Annotated in this window: 16 protein-coding genes; 9 read left to right on the forward strand and 7 right to left on the reverse strand. The window is 63.9% G+C overall.

Annotated features, from left to right (window positions below; all coding sequences use genetic code 11):
- Window positions 1–24 precede the first annotated feature (24 nt).
- Window positions 25–1419, reverse strand: coding sequence for an enolase C-terminal domain-like protein (locus tag GYB81_RS02055; protein WP_161864583.1), 1395 nt, complete (start codon window positions 1417–1419; stop codon window positions 25–27).
- 56 nt (window positions 1420–1475) lie between these two features.
- Window positions 1476–1637: a hypothetical protein gene (locus tag GYB81_RS24440; RefSeq protein WP_178101761.1), complete on the reverse strand. Its 162-nt coding sequence runs from the start codon at window positions 1635–1637 to the stop codon at window positions 1476–1478.
- A 329-nt stretch (window positions 1638–1966) separates the two neighbouring features.
- Here GYB81_RS24440 and kdgD point away from each other — a divergent pair, with 329 nt between their 5' ends.
- From kdgD to GYB81_RS02095, 8 genes are all read left to right on the forward strand, one after another.
- Entirely contained in the window at window positions 1967–2878 is a 912-nt protein-coding gene (gene kdgD / locus GYB81_RS02060) for a 5-dehydro-4-deoxyglucarate dehydratase (RefSeq protein ID WP_161864582.1), read from the forward strand.
- Between the two features lie 116 nt (window positions 2879–2994).
- Window positions 2995–4344 carry a glucarate dehydratase gene (gene gudD, locus GYB81_RS02065; RefSeq protein WP_161864581.1) on the forward strand — a complete coding sequence of 450 codons (1350 nt, stop codon included), beginning with the start codon at window positions 2995–2997 and terminating at the stop codon, window positions 4342–4344.
- A gap of 88 nt (window positions 4345–4432) precedes the next feature.
- Entirely contained in the window at window positions 4433–5758 is a 1326-nt protein-coding gene (locus tag GYB81_RS02070) for an MFS transporter (RefSeq protein WP_161864580.1), read from the forward strand.
- A 22-nt stretch (window positions 5759–5780) separates the two neighbouring features.
- Window positions 5781–7337 (forward strand): galactarate dehydratase, encoded by a 1557-nt coding sequence (garD, locus tag GYB81_RS02075; protein WP_161864579.1) that lies wholly within the window; start codon window positions 5781–5783, stop codon window positions 7335–7337.
- A 1-nt stretch (window position 7338) separates the two neighbouring features.
- Window positions 7339–8757, forward strand: a complete 1419-nt coding sequence (locus GYB81_RS02080) for an FAD-binding oxidoreductase (protein WP_161864578.1) — start codon at window positions 7339–7341, stop codon at window positions 8755–8757.
- Window positions 8758–8783: 26 nt separating this feature from the next.
- Window positions 8784–9725 carry a 2-hydroxyacid dehydrogenase gene (locus tag GYB81_RS02085; protein ID WP_161864577.1) on the forward strand — a complete coding sequence of 314 codons (942 nt, stop codon included), beginning with the start codon at window positions 8784–8786 and terminating at the stop codon, window positions 9723–9725.
- A gap of 240 nt (window positions 9726–9965) precedes the next feature.
- Window positions 9966–10895: an ABC transporter ATP-binding protein gene (locus GYB81_RS02090; RefSeq protein ID WP_161864576.1), complete on the forward strand. Its 930-nt coding sequence runs from the start codon at window positions 9966–9968 to the stop codon at window positions 10893–10895.
- Window positions 10892–11653 carry an ABC transporter permease gene (locus tag GYB81_RS02095; protein ID WP_161864575.1) on the forward strand — a complete coding sequence of 254 codons (762 nt, stop codon included), beginning with the start codon at window positions 10892–10894 and terminating at the stop codon, window positions 11651–11653. The genes GYB81_RS02090 and GYB81_RS02095 overlap by 4 nt, the downstream gene beginning before the upstream one ends.
- Window positions 11654–11905: 252 nt before the next feature.
- On the opposite strand, the gene GYB81_RS02100 is transcribed toward GYB81_RS02095, so the two are convergent.
- Both GYB81_RS02100 and lon read right to left on the reverse strand, forming a co-directional pair.
- Window positions 11906–12298, reverse strand: a complete 393-nt coding sequence (locus GYB81_RS02100; protein WP_161864574.1) for a protease inhibitor I42 family protein — start codon at window positions 12296–12298, stop codon at window positions 11906–11908.
- A 159-nt stretch (window positions 12299–12457) separates the two neighbouring features.
- Window positions 12458–14854: an endopeptidase La gene (lon, locus tag GYB81_RS02105; protein WP_161864573.1), complete on the reverse strand. Its 2397-nt coding sequence runs from the start codon at window positions 14852–14854 to the stop codon at window positions 12458–12460.
- 237 nt (window positions 14855–15091) lie between these two features.
- Here lon and GYB81_RS02110 point away from each other — a divergent pair, with 237 nt between their 5' ends.
- Window positions 15092–15841: a helix-turn-helix domain-containing protein gene (locus GYB81_RS02110; RefSeq protein ID WP_161864572.1), complete on the forward strand. Its 750-nt coding sequence runs from the start codon at window positions 15092–15094 to the stop codon at window positions 15839–15841.
- A gap of 96 nt (window positions 15842–15937) precedes the next feature.
- Here the strand turns inward: GYB81_RS02110 and lpcA are convergent, their stop codons facing one another.
- The 3 genes from lpcA to GYB81_RS02125 form a co-directional block, all read right to left on the reverse strand.
- Window positions 15938–16525, reverse strand: a complete 588-nt coding sequence (lpcA, locus tag GYB81_RS02115) for a D-sedoheptulose 7-phosphate isomerase (RefSeq protein WP_161864571.1) — start codon at window positions 16523–16525, stop codon at window positions 15938–15940.
- 12 nt (window positions 16526–16537) lie between these two features.
- Complete coding sequence (locus tag GYB81_RS02120; protein ID WP_024307229.1) at window positions 16538–17827, reverse strand: M18 family aminopeptidase; 1290 nt, start codon at window positions 17825–17827, stop codon at window positions 16538–16540.
- A 112-nt stretch (window positions 17828–17939) separates the two neighbouring features.
- Window positions 17940–18512 carry a class I SAM-dependent methyltransferase gene (locus GYB81_RS02125; protein ID WP_161864570.1) on the reverse strand — a complete coding sequence of 191 codons (573 nt, stop codon included), beginning with the start codon at window positions 18510–18512 and terminating at the stop codon, window positions 17940–17942.
- Between the last annotated feature and the right edge of the window lie 6 nt (window positions 18513–18518).

Here is an 18518-nt window from a genome sequence, read left to right on the forward strand (position 1 = left end):
GGGTTGGGATGAAAGCCGCGCGAGTCAGTCGCGGCCGAGGCTGGGACGTTTCGGGTCGTACTGCCAACCCGGAACCAGGTACTGCATGGCCATGGCGTCGTCACGCGCGCCGCTGGCCACCTTCTTGTAAAGCTCGTGGGCGGCCATGATCCGCTCCATGTCCGGCTCGATACCGAGGCCGGGCTTGTCCGATACCTGCACCTGGCCACCGATGATCTGCAGCGGTTCGCGGGTCAGGCGCTCCTCGCCTTCCTGCCAGATCCAGTGCGTGTCGATGGCCGTGACGCGGCCCGGTACGGCCGCGGCAGCATGGGTGAACATGGCCAGGGAAATGTCGAAGTGGTTGTTGGAGTGCGAACCCCAGGTCAGGCCGAACTCCTCGCAGACCTGACCGAGGCGTACGGCGCCCTGCATGGTCCAGAAGTGCGGGTCGGCCAGCGGAATGTCGACCGCCTCGAGACGCAGCGAGTGGCCCATCTGCCGCCAGTCTGTGGCGACCATGTTGGTGGCGGTGGGAATGCCGGTGGCGCGCTTGAACTCGGCCATCACCTCGCGCCCCGAGTAGCCGTTTTCCGGGCCGCAGGGGTCTTCGGCATAGGCCAGTATCTGGTTCTGGCCCTGGCACAGGGCGATGGCTTCATCCAGTGACCAGGCGCCATTGGGATCGAGGGTGACGCGTGCATCGGGGAAGCTTGCCTTGATCGCGCGGATCGCGTCCATCTCTTCGGCGCCGCGCATCACTCCGCCCTTGAGCTTGAAGTCGTTGAAGCCGTAGCGTGCATGGGCCGCTTCGGCCAGGCGGGCGATGGCCGCCGGGGTCAGCGCGGCCTGGTGGCGCAGGTGGTACCAGTCATCCGCCGCGCCATTGCCGGCGAGGTAGGGCAGGTCGGTGCGCTGACGATCACCTATATAGAAGAGGTAGGCGAGCATCGGCACATGATCGCGTTGCTGGCCGCTGCCGAGCAGCTCGGCAACCGGAACGTCCAGATGCTGACCGAGCAGATCGAGCAGGGCGGCTTCGACCGCGGTAATCACGTTGTCCAGGCGCAGGTTGATCTCGTGCGGTTGCTTGAGTACGCGTGCTTCGGATTCGGAGGTGACCTGATGCTGAGTGGTCTGCGGGCCCTTGGCCGGGCCGGAGATGGCCTGGCGCAGGCGATTGAGCACGCGGTTGTAACGGCCGACCGACTGGCCGATCACCAGTTCACGACAGCGCTCCAGCGCCTGACGGATGCCTTCGCCGCCGGGGACTTCGCCACAGCCGATACGCCCGGCATTGTCCTTGAGCAGTACCAGGTTGCGGGTGAAATAGGGGGCATGGGCGCCGCAAAGGTTGAGCAGCATGCTGTCATGGCCGGCGACCGGAATGACCTGCATCTCGACGATCTGAGGTGTGCTGCTGCGGGGGGCTTCGTACATCTTGGCTGGGGCTCCGAAACTGGCGCGGCCCTTGGCCGCAAAGGCGAAGGTACGGTTCAGTCGTGCACCGGGGTCAGGCGATCCTCGCTGCAGCGAGTGAGAGCATGGGCAAAGACGGCAACGAAGCCCGCGCGGGCAGCGCGGTTCGGGCAGCTGCTGGCAGCGTTGCAATGACCCGCACGAGGGCAGGGCAGGGCGGCAGTGAAGGTCTGAGACATGACCTGGGCCTCGTTTGTTTTTATTGGAATGTCATAGGTTGTCGTATGACTTGGTGAAATTAGTACCAGCCTGTTCCTGGCCTGTCAACGCTGCTCAAGGCGAATGATGATTGCGCTGCCATCTCAACTGGCGCCATGATCGAGCCTGCTCTACGCTTGGCTCTAGCGCTTGAGGTCCGGTTTTGTGCTCAGGTCGGGCGACGGTGAAAAAAACTTCGACGAACGGACGATGCGAAAACTGGTGTTTTTTTTGTTGTTGTACGATAACGTATCTCTACAGCTGCGGCTGACGTCATTCCTCACAACTCGCTTTACAGGGTGTTCGCATAATGAATCCACAAGAACTTAAGTCCATCCTCTCCTCCGGTCTGCTGTCTTTCCCGGTAACCGACTTCGATGCTGCCGGCGATTTCAATAAGGCCAGCTACGTGCGCCGCCTCGAGTGGCTGGCACCTTACGGTGCATCGGCGCTGTTCGCAGCCGGTGGTACTGGCGAGTTCTTCTCCCTGGCGCCGGACGAATACAGCGCCGTGATCAAGACGGCCGTCGACACCTGCGAGAAGTCCGTACCTATCCTGGCCGGCGTTGGCGGCCCCACCCGCGTGGCCATTCAGATGGCTCAGGAAGCCGAGCGCCTGGGCGCCAAGGGCCTGCTGCTGCTGCCGCACTACCTGACCGAAGCTTCGCAGGACGGCGTTGCCGCTCACGTCGAGCAGGTGTGCAAGTCGGTGAACATCGGCGTGGTGGTTTACAACCGTAACGTCTGCCGCCTCAATGCCAACCTGCTGGAGCAACTGGCCGAGCGTTGCCCGAATCTGATCGGTTACAAGGACGGTCTGGGTGACATCGAACTGATGGTCTCCATTCGCCGCCGCCTGGGCGAGCGCCTGACCTACCTCGGCGGCCTGCCGACCGCTGAAGTCTACGCCGCCGCCTACAAGGCGCTGGGCGTGCCGGTTTATTCCTCGGCCGTGTTCAACTTCATCCCGAAAACCGCCATGGACTTCTACAAGGCCATCGCTGCGGAAGATCACGCCACCGTTGGCAAGCTGATCGACGACTTCTTCCTGCCGTACCTGGATATCCGTAACCGCAAGGCCGGTTATGCCGTGAGCATCGTCAAGGCCGGCGCCAAGATCGTCGGTTACGATGCCGGCCCGGTACGCGCGCCGCTGACCGATCTGCTGCCGGAAGAGTACGAGGCCCTGGCCAAGCTGATCGAAGCGCAAGGCGCGCAGTAACCGATCGGCTCGCCGCTCACCCTGGTGAGCGGCCAGACCTGAGTGTCGCGTTCGCAGAGTCGGGCGCGACAGTCTGCAACATTTGTCGAACCCATAAGAACAACAGGGTAACGCTCATGAATTCATCAACCCCTGCCGCTGTCGGCACTCCGCTGATCACCGAGCTGCAAGTCGTACCGGTCGCCGGTCAGGACAGCATGCTGCTCAACCTGAGTGGTGCCCACGGCCCTTATTTCACCCGCAACATCCTCATTCTCAAGGACAGCGCCGGCCACGTCGGTGTCGGCGAAGTCCCCGGCGGCGAGGGCATCCGCAAGACCCTCGAAGACGCCCGCTCGATCCTCGTCGGCCAGCCGGTCGGCAACTACAACGCCTTGCTCAACCAGGTACGCCGTGCGTTCGCCGATCGTGATTCCGGCGGCCGTGGTTTGCAGACCTTCGACCTGCGTATCACCATCCATGCCGTCACCGCGCTGGAGTCGGCGCTGCTCGATCTGCTCGGCCAGCACCTGGGCGTGCCGGTGGCCGCCCTGCTCGGCGAAGGCCAGCAGCGCGATGCGGTGGAAATGCTCGGCTACCTGTTCTTCATCGCCGACAAGGACAAGACCGATCTCGGCTACCGCGACGAGCGCGACGCCGATGACGCCTGGGAGCGCGTGCGCAACCAGGCCGCGCTGACCCCCGAGGCCATCGTCCGCCAGGCCGAGGCTGCACATGCGCGTTACGGCTTCAACGACTTCAAGCTCAAGGGCGGCGTGCTGCATGGCGAGGCCGAAGTCGAGGCGATCCGCGCCCTGGCTGCGCGTTTCCCTGACGCCCGCGTGACGCTCGACCCCAATGGTGGCTGGTCGCTGGATCAGGCCATTGCCCTGTGCCGCGATCTGCATGGCGTGCTGGCTTATGCCGAAGACCCGTGCGGTGCCGAGAACGGCTACTCCGGCCGCGAGGTGATGGCCGAGTTCCGCCGCGCCACCGGCCTGCCCACGGCGACCAACATGATCGCCACCGACTGGCGGCAGATGGGCCACACCATCTCCCTGCAGTCGGTGGACATCCCGCTGGCCGACCCGCACTTCTGGACCATGGCCGGCTCCGTGCGCGTGGCGCAGATGTGCAACGACTGGGGCCTGACCTGGGGTTCGCATTCCAACAACCACTTCGACATCTCCCTGGCCATGTTCACCCACGTCGCCGCCGCAGCTCCGGGGCGCGTGACCGCCATCGACACCCACTGGATCTGGCAGGACGGCCAGTACCTGACGCGCAATCCGCTGCGCATCGAAGGTGGTCTGGTACAGGTGCCGAAAACGCCGGGCCTCGGCGTCGAGCTGGATTGGGACGCGCTGGCCAAGGCGCACGAGCTGTACCAGGCCAAGGGCCTGGGTTCGCGCGATGACGCTATCGCCATGCAGTACCTGATCCCCGGTTGGACCTTCAATAACAAGAAGCCCTGCCTGGTACGCTGACGGAGAAGGTCGCCATGCGACCTTCATGTTGACTCTATGGCCCGGTGCACTGCGCCGGGTCTGTCATATCCCTGTGCGAGCCTTGCCGATGCCAGATGCCAAACCGGGGCGGGTGCGCTACAGCATCCTGCTGATGCTGTTTCTGGTCACCACCATCACCTTCGCCGATCGCTCCAGCCTCTCCGTCGCCGGTTCGGCGATGCAGGCCGGCCTGGGTATCGACGCGGTGACGCTCGGCTACATCTTCTCGGCATTCGGCTGGGCCTACGTGATTGGACAGATTCCGGCAGGCGCGCTGTTCGACCGCTTCGGCACCAAGCCGGTCTATACCCTGGCGCTGTTCGTCTGGTCGTCGCTGACCCTGCTGCAGGGCTTCGTCGGCTGGCTGCCGACGACCTGGGCCGTAACCTCGATGTTCCTGCTGCGGCTGCTGGTGGGGTTCGCCAGCGCGCCGTGCTTTCCCGGCAATGCGCGGATTACAGCCTCCTGGTTTCCCACAGCCGAGCGCGCTACCGCCACGGCTATTTCCAGTTCGGCGCAGTACGCGGCCACGGCATTGTTCGCGCCGTTGATGGGCTGGGTGGTGCAAACCATGGGCTGGCAATCGGTGTTCGTCGTGCTCGGTTGCCTCGGTCTGGCGCTGTCGTTGCTGTGGTTGAAACAGCTACACGGGCCGCGCCAGCACCCGCGTATCGAGGCGGCCGAGCTGGCCCATCTGGAGCAGGGTGGGGCGCTGATCGATCTGGAAGGGCAGCGTGGCGGCAGTGGCGGTTCGCAATGGCGCTACCTGGGCCTGCTGTTGCGCCAGCGCACCATGATCGGCATCTACCTAGGCCAGTACTGCAACAACGCCATTACCTACTTCTTTCTCACCTGGTTCCCCGTTTACCTGGTGCAGGCGCGCGGCATGAGCATTCTCGGCGCCGGTTTCGCCGCCGCCTTGCCGGCCATCAGCGGTTGCGTCGGAGGCGTACTGGGCGGCTTGCTGTCCGACGGCGTGCTGCGCCGTGGCCATTCACTGACTCTGGCGCGCAAGCTGCCGATGGTGCTCGGTCTGCTGCTGTCGAGCGCCGTGGTGCTGTGCATTTTCGTCGAGAGCGACACGGCTGTGGTGGCGCTGATGGCCCTGGCGTTCTTCGGCAAGGGCCTCGGCTCGCTGGGCTGGACGCTGGTGGCCGACACCTCACCACGGCAGATCCTTGGCCTGTCCGGTGGGCTGTTCAATACATTCGGCAACCTGGCGGCGATCACCACACCTATCGTTATCGGCTACCTGGTCAGCCGTACCGGATCATTCGACTGGGCATTGGCCTATGTTGGCCTCAATGCCCTGCTGGCGGTCGTGAGCTTCGGCCTGATCGTCGGCCGTATTCACAGGGTCGAGCTGGACGCCGCGTCTGGCTCGGCACCCTGAACGCACAACAGGAGCAAGCGTCATGCAGTTGATTCCCCATCAGGATTCGCCCCGTTACATCCGCCTGCACCCGAGCGACAACGTCGGCGTGGTGGTCAATGACCAGGGCGTGGCCGCTGGCGGTCAGTTCGATGATGGTCTGACGGCTATCGAAGGTATCCCGCAGAGCCACAAGGTGGCGCTGGTGGATATCGCCGAAGGGCACGAGGTGGTGCGTTATGGCGAGGTCATCGGTTATGCGCTCAAGTCCATCGCCGCCGGCAGCTGGGTGACCGAGCAGGTGCTGCGCATGCCGGAGCCGCCCGTGCTGGACAACCTGCCCAAGGCGACCATCAAGGCCACGCCGGGCGAGCCGCTGGAAGGCTATACCTTCGAAGGTTTCCGCAATCCGGATGGCAGCGTCGGCACGCGCAATATCCTGGGTGTGACCACCACCGTGCAGTGCGTGGTCGGTGTGCTCGATCACGTGGTCGAGCGCGTGCGCAAGGAAGTGCTGCCCAAATACCCCAATGTCGACGATGTGGTGGCGCTGTCGCACAGCTACGGCTGCGGCGTGGCGATCAACGCACCGGACGCCGTGGTGCCGATCCGCACCCTGTATAACATCAGCCGCAACCCCAACCTGGGTGGCCAGGCACTGGTGATCAGCCTCGGCTGCGAAAAGCTGCAGGCCAACCAGTTGATGGATGGCGACCAGCTCACCAACGGCATGGACGAGGAAGACTGGCTGTTCCGCCTGCAGGATTCCGGCACCGGCTTCGCCGGCATGGTCGAGCAGATCATGGGCATGATCGAGGAGCGCCTGAAGGTGCTCGACCAGCGTCGCCGCGAGACCGTACCGGCTTCCGAGCTGGTGGTCGGCATGCAGTGCGGCGGCAGCGACGCCTTCTCCGGCATCACCGCCAACCCGGCTTTGGGTGTGGCCGCGGACCTGCTGGTGCGCGCCGGCGCCACCGTGATGTTCTCCGAGAACACCGAAGTGCGTGACGGCATCCACCTGCTCACGCCGCGCGCCGCCAGCGTCGAGGTGGCCGATGCGCTGATCCGCGAGATGGACTGGTACGACCGCTATCTCGCGCGCGGTATGGCCGATCGCAGCGCCAACACCACGCCGGGCAACAAGAAGGGCGGGCTGAACAACATCGTCGAGAAGGCCATGGGCTCCATCGCCAAGTCCGGTAACGGCACCATCGCCGGCGTCGTTTCGCCGGGCGAACGCATTCGCGGCAAGGGCTTGTGGTTCTGCGCCACGCCGGCCAGCGACTTCATCTGCGGCACCCTGCAACTGGCAGCGGGCATGAATCTGCACATCTTCACCACCGGCCGTGGCACGCCCTATGGCCTGTCCATGGTGCCGGTGATCAAGGTGGCCACGCGCACCCAGCTGGCCGAGCGCTGGCCGGATCTGATCGATGTCGACGCCGGGCAGATCGTTTCCGGGCGCATGACGCTGGAGGAAATGGGCTGGCACATCTTCCAGCTCTATCTGGACGTGGCCAGCGGGCGCAAGCAGACCTGCGCCGAACACCTGCGTCTGCACAACGATCTGGTGCTGTTCAACCCGGCGCCGGTGACCTGAGATGAGCGGCCTGTCCGATGACCTGCTCCAGGCCTTGCGCGACGCAGTCGGCGAGGCTGGCCTGATCCTTGACGCCGAGCGCATGCAGAGCTACCTCAGCGACTGGCGCGGCGCCTACCGTGGCCAGGCGGCTGCCGTGCTGCGCCCAGCCTCGACCGAGGAGGTCGCCGCCGTGGTACGGCTGTGCGCGCAGGCTGGCGTTGCTCTGGTGCCACAAGGCGGCAACACCGGCCTGTGCGGCGGCTCGATTCCGGATGATTCCGGGGCGCAGATCGTGCTGTCGCTGACGCGCATGAAGCGCATCCGCGAAGTGGACGTGGCCAACGCCACCATCACCGTCGAGGCCGGCGTGATCCTGCAGCAGCTGCAGGAGGCCGCCGCCGAAGTCGGCCGGCTGTTCCCGCTGTCGCTGGGCGCTGAAGGCAGCTGCACGGTTGGTGGCAATCTGGCGACCAATGCCGGCGGCACCGCGGTGCTGCGCTACGGCAACATGCGTGACCTGACGCTGGGGCTGGAAGTGGTGCTGCCCGACGGGCGCATCTGGGACGGCTTGCGTGGGTTGCGCAAGGACAATACCGGCTACGATCTCAAGCATCTGTTCATCGGCAGCGAAGGCACCCTGGGCATCATTACCGCTGCCGTGCTCAAGCTGTTCCCGGCCGTGCGCAGCCTGACCACCGCCTGGGTGGCGCTGCCCAGCCCGCAGGCGGCCGTCGAGATGATCGGGCAGATGCGCGGGCTGTGCGGCGACCGCCTGACCGGCTTCGAGCTGATGTCGCGGCAAAGTGTCGAGTTCGTCCTGCGCCATGTCGCCGGTGTCAGCGACCCGTTCGCCGAATCGCATCCCTGGTACGTGCTGATCGAGCTGAGCGACACCCAGCCCAATGCGCCCCTGAACGAACTGCTCGAGCAGGGCCTCGGCGCCGCCTTGGAGCTGGGCGTGGCGCTGGATGCCGTGGTCGCCGCCAGCGACGCGCAGGTGCGCGCCTTGTGGGCGCTGCGCGAAGGCATCTCGGAGGCGCAGAACCACGAGGGGCCGAGCCTCAAGCACGACATCAGCGTGCCGGTCAGCCGTATCCCCGACTTCATCGAACGTACCGATGCCGCACTGCAGCAAGCCTTCCCCGGTGTGCGCATCGTCACCTACGGCCACGTTGGCGACGGCAACCTGCATTACAACATCAGCAAGCCAGCCGGCGCCGAGGATGGGGCGTTCAAGGCGCAGGCCGAAGCGATCATGCGCGTGATCTACGACCAGACTCTGCGCTATGCCGGCAGCATCAGCGCCGAACATGGCCTCGGCCAGTCCAAGCGCCTGGCCGCGCAGCATTACAAGGCGCCACTGGAGCTGGAGTTGATGACCCGCGTCAAGCAGGCGCTGGATCCGGCCGGACTGATGAATCCGGGCAAATTGCTGTAAATCGCATGTTTGAGACAGGAGGTTCCATGAGCAAACCCAAGGTGTTGCAGGTCGGCCCGCTGAGCGAGCGCTTCAACCGCGAGCTGGCCGAGCAATACGAGGTCAGCGCGCTATGGCAACAGGCCGAGCCGCTGGCTTTCCTGCGTGAGCACGGCGAGCAGTTCATCTACATGGTGTCCTCGGCGCGGTTCGGCTGTACGGCCGACCAGCTTGCGCTGCTGCCGAACCTGCGCGCCATCTGCAGTTTCGGTGTCGGCTACGATCCCTATCCGCTGGATCTGCTGCGCGATCGCGGCATCGTGCTCAGCACCACGCCGGACGTGCTCAACGATTGCGTCGCCGACCTGGCCATGGGCCTGATGATCGACAGCGCGCGGCGCCTGTCCGAGGCCGATCGATTCGTGCGCAGCGGTGCCTGGAGCAGCACCACGGGGTTCCCGCTGGCGCGCCGGGTCAGCGGCAAGCGCCTGGGTATCGTTGGTCTCGGGCGCATCGGCGAGGCGGTGGCACTGCGTGCCTCGGGTTTCTCCATGCCGGTGCGTTACCACAATCGCCGTGCGGTCGAGGGCAGTCCTTACCAGCATGAGCCGGATCTGCTGGCGCTGGCGCGCTGGGCGGACTTCCTGGTGCTGACCTGCCCGGGCGGCAAGGCCACCCACCACCTGATCAACGCCGAGGTGCTCGAAGCGCTGGGCCCGGATGGTTTTCTGATCAACGTGGCACGTGGCTCGGTGGTCGATGAGGCCGCGCTGATCTCGGCGTTGCAGCAGAAGGTGATTGGCGGCGCCGGGCTGGACGTCTTCGAGCGCGAACCCCAGGTGCCGACGGTGCTGCGCGAACTGGACAACGTGGTGCTGTTGCCGCATGTCGGCAGCGCCAGTGTCGAGACGCGCCAGCAGATGGCCGATCTGGTGCTGGACAACCTGCGCGCCTTCATCGCTACCGGCAAGCTGCTGACCCCATTGTAGAGCGGGGCAACCCACCAACCCTAGGGCGGTTTACACCCGCCCTAGGGTTCTGTTCACCACTGAATATGTCGGGTAGCACGCGCTGTCTGGCCTATCGTTACATCGCCACAAGCGCTGTAATCGTTCCCAACTCACCTGCAGCATCCCCGGCGCACCACAAGTGCGCCGTTTTTTTCTCTCATGCGCTGATGTCGGTGCCTGTAAACTGTGGTGTTTTCCGCAGGCAAGGGGCCATCCACCGTGCAGTCGGTCATTTCCATTTCGCAATTGAACAAGATCTATGCGTCCGGGCATCCGGCCCTGCAAGGCATCGATCTGGATATTCGCCAGGGCGAGATCTTCGCCTTGCTCGGGCCCAACGGCGCCGGCAAGACCACCCTGATCAGCATCATCTGCGGCATCGTCAATCCGGGCGAGGGCAGGGTACTGGTCGGCGGCAAGGACATCGTCCGTGACTACCGCGCTGCCCGCTCGCAGATCGGCCTGGTGCCGCAGGAGCTGGTCAGCGACGTGTTCGAAACCGTCTGGGCGACGGTCAAGTTCAGCCGTGGCCTGTTCGGCAAGAAGCCCGATCCGGCCTACCTCGAGCAACTGCTCAAGGACCTGTCGCTGTGGGACAAACGCAACGCCAAGATCATGGAGCTGTCCGGCGGCATGAAGCGCCGGGTGATGATCGCCAAGGCGCTGTCGCACGAGCCGCAGATTCTCTTCCTCGACGAACCCACAGCCGGTGTCGACGTGGAGCTGCGCCGCGACATGTGGAACATGGTCCGGCGCCTGCGTGAGCGTGGCGTGACCATCATCCTCACCACCCACTACATCGAAGAGGCCGAGGAAATGGCCGATCGCATCGGGGTGATCAGCAAGGGGCGGATCATTCTGGTGGAAGACAAGCAGGTGCTGATGCACAAGCTGGGCAAGAAGCAGTTGACCCTGCAGTTGCAGCAGCCGCTGTCCTGCGTGCCGGCCGAGCTGGCGCGCTATGGCCTGGAGCTGGCCGATCAGGGCCATGCCCTGGTGTTCACCTTCGATGCCCAGCACGAGAACACCGGCATCGCCGAACTGCTGCGTGATCTGGCTCAACACGGCATCGACTTCAAGGATTTGCAGTCGAGCCAGAGTTCGCTGGAGGAGATTTTCGTGTCACTGCTGGAGGAGTCGCGCGCATGAACCTGTACGCCATCAAGGCCATCTACCTGTTCGAGCTGGCGCGCACCTGGCGCACCCTGCTGCAGAGCATCGCCACCCCCGTGATCAGCACCTCGCTGTACTTCGTGGTGTTCGGTTCGGCCATCGGTTCGAGCATGACCCAGGTGCAGGGCGTGAGCTACGGCGCTTTCATCATCCCGGGCCTGATCATGCTGGCGCTGCTGACCGAGAGCATTTCCAACGCCTCGTTCGGCATCTACATGCCCAAATACTCGGGAAGCATCTACGAGATCCTCTCGGCGCCGGTTTCCTATCTGGAGATTCTGATCGGTTATGTCGGCGCGGCAGCGACCAAGTCGGTGATTCTTGGCGTTGTCATTCTGCTCACGGCAAGGCTGTTCGTCGATTTCGAAATCCAGCATCCCATCTGGATGGCGGCGTTTCTGGTGCTGACGGCGCTGACCTTCAGCCTGTTCGGCTTCATCATCGGCGTCTGGGCCGATGGCTGGGAAAAGCTGCAGATCGTCCCGGCGCTGATCGTCACGCCGCTGACCTTCCTCGGCGGCGCCTTCTACTCGATCAGCATGCTGCCGCCCGCCTGGCAGACGGTGACCCTGTTCAATCCGGTGGTGTACCTGATCAGCGCCTTCCGCTGGAGCTTCTATGGGGTATCCGACGTCAATGTCGGCTTCAGCCTGGCCATGGTGTTGGGCTTTCTGCTGCTGTGCATCGCGCTGGTGGGCTGGATCTTCAAGACCGGTTACCGCCTCAAGAGCTGAGCCTCCGCATAGCAGCATTCGCGGCTGAAGCCGCTCCTACATTGGTCGCGTATGCCTCTGACTGTAGGAGCGGCTTCAGCCGCGAAGCGCGTGAGCGAAGGGGCGCATGAGCGCCCCTTGTTCGTTTACAGCCTGTAGAGCAGGTGCAAACCGCCAATGAATAGGTGGTGGCACGGAACCGTGGGAGGCGCTTCAGCGGCGATTGATGTCGAGCCGTCGCGGCTAAAGCCCCTCCCACAGAATCAGCCTTCGTCACTTCACCCGCAATTCACAGTCGAAGGTTTCCGCCGGCGGCACGTTTGGCTCCCACGGCTGCTGGTAGGTCAGCAGCAGGCGGCCCTCGCCGGCTTCGCGAGCGGTGAAGCGCCAGGTTGAAATACCGCCAGCGCCCACCACACCGGCGTCTTCCGGGTTGCTGTAGACCTCGGGGCCGAGGCTTTGCAGCACGTTCGCCGCGCCATCACGGACCTCCCAGCGAAAGCCGGTGGTGGGGTTGCTGGGCAGGCTGAGGATCAGCTGCTGACCCTTGTTCAGCGTCAGCGGGCATTGCCGATCCTTCTTCAGCTCCAGCGTGCCGGATTGATGAGCACAAGCCGTGAGCAAGGCCAGGGCGGGCAGGGTAAGCAGGCGCAAGGTGGCGTACATGACGAACTCCAGTCGACGAAACCTGGCCCAGCATAGCCGCATCGGCTTGTCGGTGGCGACCGTCGAGGCGCGCGGTTTGCTGTAGGAGCGAGCTTTGCTCGCGAAGCGTTCAGGTTCGCCGACATTCGCGAGCAGAGCTCGCTCCTACATTGGGCCTGTTTAGTCGAACAGCACTTTCGCCACATCGCCATAGCGCTTGGCGAAGTGCACGGTCAGGCCTTCCTTGAGATAGTCCGGCAACTCCTCGTAACTGCCGCGGTTGGCCTCCGGCAGGATCAGCTCGAAGATCTTCTGCCGGCGCGCCGCGATCACCTTCTCGCGCACGCCGCCGATGGGCAGCACCTGGCCGGTGAGGGTCAGCTCGCCGGTCATGGCTACGCCCTTCTTCGGCGCCTGGTTGCGTGCGAGCGAAAGCAGGGCGCTGGCCATGGTGATGCCGGCGCTGGGGCCGTCCTTGGGCGTGGCGCCTTCCGGCACGTGCAGGTGGACGAAGGCCTGGTCGAAGAAGCTCGGGTCGCCGCCGAACTGCTTGAGGTGCGAGCTGACGTAGCTGTAGGCGATCTCCGCCGACTCCTTCATCACCTCACCGAGCTGGCCGGTAAGCTTGAAACCGCGGTTGAGCGTGTGGATGCGCGTCGCCTCGATCGGCAGGGTGGCGCCGCCCATGCTGGTCCAGGCCAGGCCGGTGATGACGCCGACGCCGGCCAGCACCCGCTCGTTGCGGAACACCGGCATGCCGAGGGTTTCTTCCAGATCCTTGGTGCCGATGCGGATTTTCGCTTCGGGATCTTCCAGCAATTTGACCACCGACTTGCGCACCAGCTTGCCCAGCTGCTTCTCCAGCTGGCGTACGCCGGCCTCGCGGGCATAGCCTTCGATCACCGCGCGCAGCGCCGCATCGCTGATGGACAGGCGCGCCTTAGGCACGCCGGCCTTTTCCAGCTGCTTGGGCCACAGATGACGCTTGGCGATGGCCAGCTTTTCCTCAGTGATGTAGCCGGAAAGGCGGATCACTTCCATGCGGTCGAGCAGCGGGCCGGGGATGGAGTCGAGCGTGTTGGCGGTGCAGACGAACAGCACTTTGGACAGGTCCAGGCGCAAGTCCAGATAATGGTCGAGGAATTCGACGTTCTGCTCCGGATCGAGGGTTTCCAGCAGCGCCGAGGCCGGGTCGCCCTGGTAGCTGGTGCCCATCTTGTCGATCTCGTCGAGCATGATCACCGGGTTCATCACCTCGGCTTCCTTCAGTGCCTGCACCAGCTTGCCGGGCATGGCGCCAATGTAGGTACGGCGGTGACCCTTGATTTCCGCCTCGTCACGCATGCCGCCGACCGAGAAGCGATAGAACGGCCGGCCGAGGGATTCGGCGATGGACTTGCCGATGCTGGTCTTGCCCACCCCGGGCGGGCCGACCAGCAGCACGATGGAGCCGGCGATCTCGCCCTTGAAGGCGCCAACGGCCAAGAACTCGGTGATGCGCTGCTTGATGTCGTCCATGCCGGCGTGGTGCTTGTCCAGCACCTTGCGCGCGCGGCCGAGGTCGAGCTTGTCCTGGCCGTGAATGCCCCAGGGCAGGGCGGTAGCCCAGTCCAGGTAGTTGCGCGTGACGGCGTACTCCGGCGAGCCGGTCTCGAGGATCGACAGCTTGTTCAGCTCCTCGTCGATGCGCTTTTGCGCAGGCGCAGATAGGGTTTTGCCCTCGAGGCGGGCGAGGAATTCCTCGCGGTCGGCGCTCTTGTCGTCCTTGCTGATGCCCAGCTCCTGCTGGATCAGCTTGAGCTGCTCCTTGAGGAAGAATTCGCGCTGGCGCTCGCCGATCTGCTTGTTCACCTCGGCGGACAGCTCCTTCTGCAGGCGGCCGACTTCGACCTCCTTGCGCAGCAGCGGCAGCACCTTCTCCATGCGCTTGAGCATGGGCACGGTATCGAGCACTTCCTGCAATTCGTGGCCTGGCGCGGTGGTCAGCGCGGCGGCGAAGTCGGTGAGCGGCGACGGATCGTTGGGGCTGAAGCGGTTGAGGTAGTTCTTCAGCTCCTCGCTGTACAGCGGGTTGAGCGGCAGCAGTTCCTTGATCGCATTGATCAGCGCCATGCCGTAGGCCTTGACCTCGTCACGCGGGTCGTTGGGGGCCTGTGGGTATTCGACTTCGGCCAGATACGGGCCGCGGCGGCTTAGCCAGCCACGGATGCGTACGCGGGTCAGACCCTGAGCGACGAACTGCAGCTTGCCGCCTTCCTCGCTGACATGGTGCACGCGCACCAGGGTGCCGTGCTCGGGCAGGCTGTCCAGATCGAACTCGCCGTGCTCGTCCGGCGGGGTGTCGACGAAGAACACCGCCATGCACTTGTGCTCGGTATTGCCGACGCGCGTCAGGGTGCGGCCCCAGGGCTGCTGATTGACGATCACGGGCAACACCTGCGCCGGGAAGAAAGGGCGGTTGTGGATGGGGATGATGTAGAGCTTGTCCGGGAACTGCTGCGCGGGCAGTACCAGGCCAGTACTGCTGGCTTGGACGTGAACTTCGACAGCTTCCGGCGTGTTGTCCTGATCGTTCATGGAGCACCTTTGCGTGTACGTTGGAAGCTACATGGGGCGACCTGGGGATTTTTTCAACGCTTCACACAAGGTGGTTGCGCACTGATATCTCAAGTTGGCTAGGCGACTCGATGGCGGTCAGCTGGGGTTGGATTCAGGTTGCTATAGGTGCAACCGTTTCGCTGATAGGTGGTTGCGGCGTTTTTGTCGGGAAAGGAGTAAAGTGCAACCCTTGTTCCGTGCCGCCAGTTTTTAGCGATGCTGCAAGCCCGTGTGATTCGCCTGGATGAACAGGCTCATGAACATGCCCACGATCATCATCAGTTGGTGATGTCCCTGGTGGGCCGCGCCGAATTCGAGGTCGGCGGTCGCGGTGGGGAGGTCTGCCGGATGCGTGCGTGTCTGGTGCCGGGTGACGCCGCTCACCAGTTCGCCGGCATGGGCGACAACCGCATGCTGATTCTCGATCTGGACGAGCAGGACACCCCCAGCGAAGACCTGGAGCTGCTCCATCGTCTGTTCGAAACGCCGCGTTATCCCGCCCTCGATGTGGATTTCCAGCACCTGCTGACCTATGCCGGCGCCGAGCTGGAGCGCTATGGCAGCGATTCGATACTGGCGCGTTCTCTCGGTGGTGTCCTGCTGCGCGCCCTGCACCTGCGCCTGTTCGGCGAGCAGCGTCGGCAGCCACAGGGCACGCTGGATCTGCAGCGTCTGGACGACTACATCGGCGAGCATCTGGCGCGGCGCATCAGTGTCGCCGAACTGGCGCACGAGATGTGCCTCAGCCCCAGCCACTTCCACGCTCAGTTCAAGGACAGTGTCGGGCTCACGCCGCACCAGTATCTGCTCAAGACCCGCCTAGACCGCGCCGCGCGCATGCTGCGCGAGAGCAACCTGCCATTGGTGCGCATCGCCGAGGAATGCGGCTTTTCCAGCCAGAGCGCCCTGACTACGGCCATGCGCCGCTACATGGGGCTGACCCCGAAGCGCCTGCGCAGCGCCTGAGCGGAAGTCGAGTAGGGTGGGCTTCAGCCCACCAGTCGCGTAGCCCGGATGCAATCCGGGGGCAAAAACTTCCGGATTGCATCCGGGCTACGGTGTTCAGGCGTAGTTCTGCGGGCTCAGTTTGCGTTCGATCAGCTCGATCAGAATGTGCAGGGTCTTGATGTGCAGTTCCTGCACGCGGTCGGCGAAATCGCCGCCGGGGGCGCAGATGCACACGTCGGCCAGGCTTTCCAGCAGCGAGCCGGGCTTGCCGGTCAGGGCGATCACCTTCACGCCCAAGGTCTTGGCGGCTTCGGCGGCCTTGACCACGTTGGGGCTCTTGCCGCTGGTACTGATGGCGATCAGCACGTCACCTTCATGGCCGTGCGACTCGATATAACGCGAGAAGATGAAGTCGTAGCCGAAATCGTTGGCCACGCAGCTGATGTGGCTGGGGTCGCTGATCGATACGGCGGCGATGCCCGGGCGGTTCTTGCGATAGCGTCCGGTCAGTTCCTCGGCGAAGTGCATGGCGTCGCACATCGAGCCGCCGTTGCCGCAGGAAAAGGCCTTGCCCTTGTTCTCGAAGCTCTCGACCAGCAGTTCGGCGGCCTTCTGGATATTGCCCAGGGTCTGTTCGTTGGCGAGAAAGGCCTCCAGCGCGCGCTGGGCCTCCAGCAGGCTGTTGCGGATATGTTCGATCATCGCGTCAGAACCTCAGGGGAGTTCAGGGCTGGAATAGAAAGCCGTCAACACTTTCACCAGGTGATCTAAGTCGTGGCTGCCGGCCAGTTCACGGATCGAGTGCATGGCGAAGGTGGGCAGGCCGATGTCGACCGTCCGCACGCCGAGCTGGCTGGCAGTGATCGGGCCGATGGTGGAGCCGCAGCCCATGTCGCTGCGCACCACGAAGCTCTGCACCGGCACTTCGTTCTCCAGGCACAGGTGGCGGAAGAAGCCGGCGGTTTCGCTGTTGGTGGCGTAGCGCTGGTTGCTGTTGATCTTGATCACCGGGCCGGCGTTGAGCTTGGGTCCGTGGTTGCCGTCGTGCTTGTCGGCATAGTTGGGGTGCACGCCGTGGGCGTTGTCCGCCGAGACCAGCAGCGAGCGCTGGATGGTGCGGACGAAATCGTCGCCACCCGGCAGCACGCGGCGCAGCACCTGCTCGAGGAAGGGCCCGTCGGCACCGCAGGCCGAACAGGAGCCCACTTCTTCATGGTCGGTGCAGACCAGCACACAGGTTTCATCATCGTCCGAGTCGATCAGCGCCTGCAGGCCGGCGTAGCAGGACAGCAGGTTATCCAGGCGCGCGCTGGCGATGAAGTCCTGATTGAGGCCGACGATGGCGGCGCTCTGGGTGTCGTAGAAGCTCAGCTCGTAATCCAGTACCGCGTCCGGGTTGAAGTCGTGCTCCATGGCCAACTGCTCGGCGAGCAGGGCGCGGAAGTCGGCGGTTTCGCTGCTGGCGAGCTGGGCCAGGATCGGCGGCAGTTCGTTCTGCGGGTTGATCGCCCAACCCTGATTGGCCTCACGGTTGAGGTGGATGGCCAGGCTGGGGATCACGGCGATGGGTTGGTAGAAGTCGATCAGCTGGCTCTCGACCTTGCCGTCGCGGCGATAGGTCACGCGGCCGGCCAGCGACAGGTCACGGTCGAACCAGGGCGCGAGCAGGGCGCCGCCATAGACTTCCACGCCGAGCTGGAAATAGCCCTGGCGCTGCAGTTCGGGGCTGGGTTTGACGCGCAGGCACGGGCTGTCGGTATGCGCGCCGACCAGGCGAATGCCCCCCTCTACCGCGGGGCGCTTGCCCAGCTTGAAGGCGATGATCGAGGAGTCGTTGCGGGTTACGTAGTAGCGACCGCCGGCCTCAACGTGCCAGGGCGCGCGTTCGTCGAGGTGACGATAACCGGCGGCTTCCAGGCGCATGGCCAGGCTGGTGGTAGCGTGGAAAGGGGTCGGCGAGGCGTTGAGAAAATCGAGCAGGCCTTGGATCAGTTCTTCGCGCATAGGGACTCCGGGCAACGATGGCGCGAGTGTAACCAATTTGCATCGCCCTGTGCCGGCCGTGCACTCGTTTGGGGCGATAGTTGCAGGCTATCTAGCGCGGAGTTCAAGCTTGTTATCGTTGCGCTACCACTGAGAACAGATGCCAGTGCTTGGTATGGCCGCGAGCCGTGCTCCCCTGGCGGTCAATTTCCTCAAAGTGGATCAGCTCCCAACCGGCAAAGAGGTTTTCTACGGATTGTCTGTCGAAAATGCTTAAGTCGCCGCTCGCCCAGTCGTCGTTAGGGCCGAAGAAATTGCCAGAGAAAAGCCCGTCACGCTTCAGGGCGCAGCATATGCGTTGCCAGACGCGGGGAAACTCCTCAGGAAGACAGAATGGTAAGGCGAAGGCACTGTTGATCAGGTCAGCTGGTGGTAATTCGCAGTCTTCGAATTGTTCGCAGAGCGTCGTCAGTCTTGATGCCTGATCCACTTGTATCTGCTGGTACAGGCGAGCAATAGCTTGTTCTTCGCGATCAATGGCAAGTACCTCCCAGCCTCGACGCAGCAGCTCCAAAGTATCGCGTCCGGCTCCGCAGCCTAGATCTATGGCAAATCCCGCTGTGTTACGGCTTTTCTCCAAAGCCATCAGAAGCATTGGCCAGGCAGGAGCACCTTGCGTGCGATCGTAGTACAGCTTGTCAGTCATCTCTTG

Origin of the sequence: Pseudomonas yangonensis (assembly GCF_009932725.1) — a bacterium.
In the GTDB taxonomy this organism is placed as follows: domain Bacteria; phylum Pseudomonadota; class Gammaproteobacteria; order Pseudomonadales; family Pseudomonadaceae; genus Aquipseudomonas; species Aquipseudomonas yangonensis.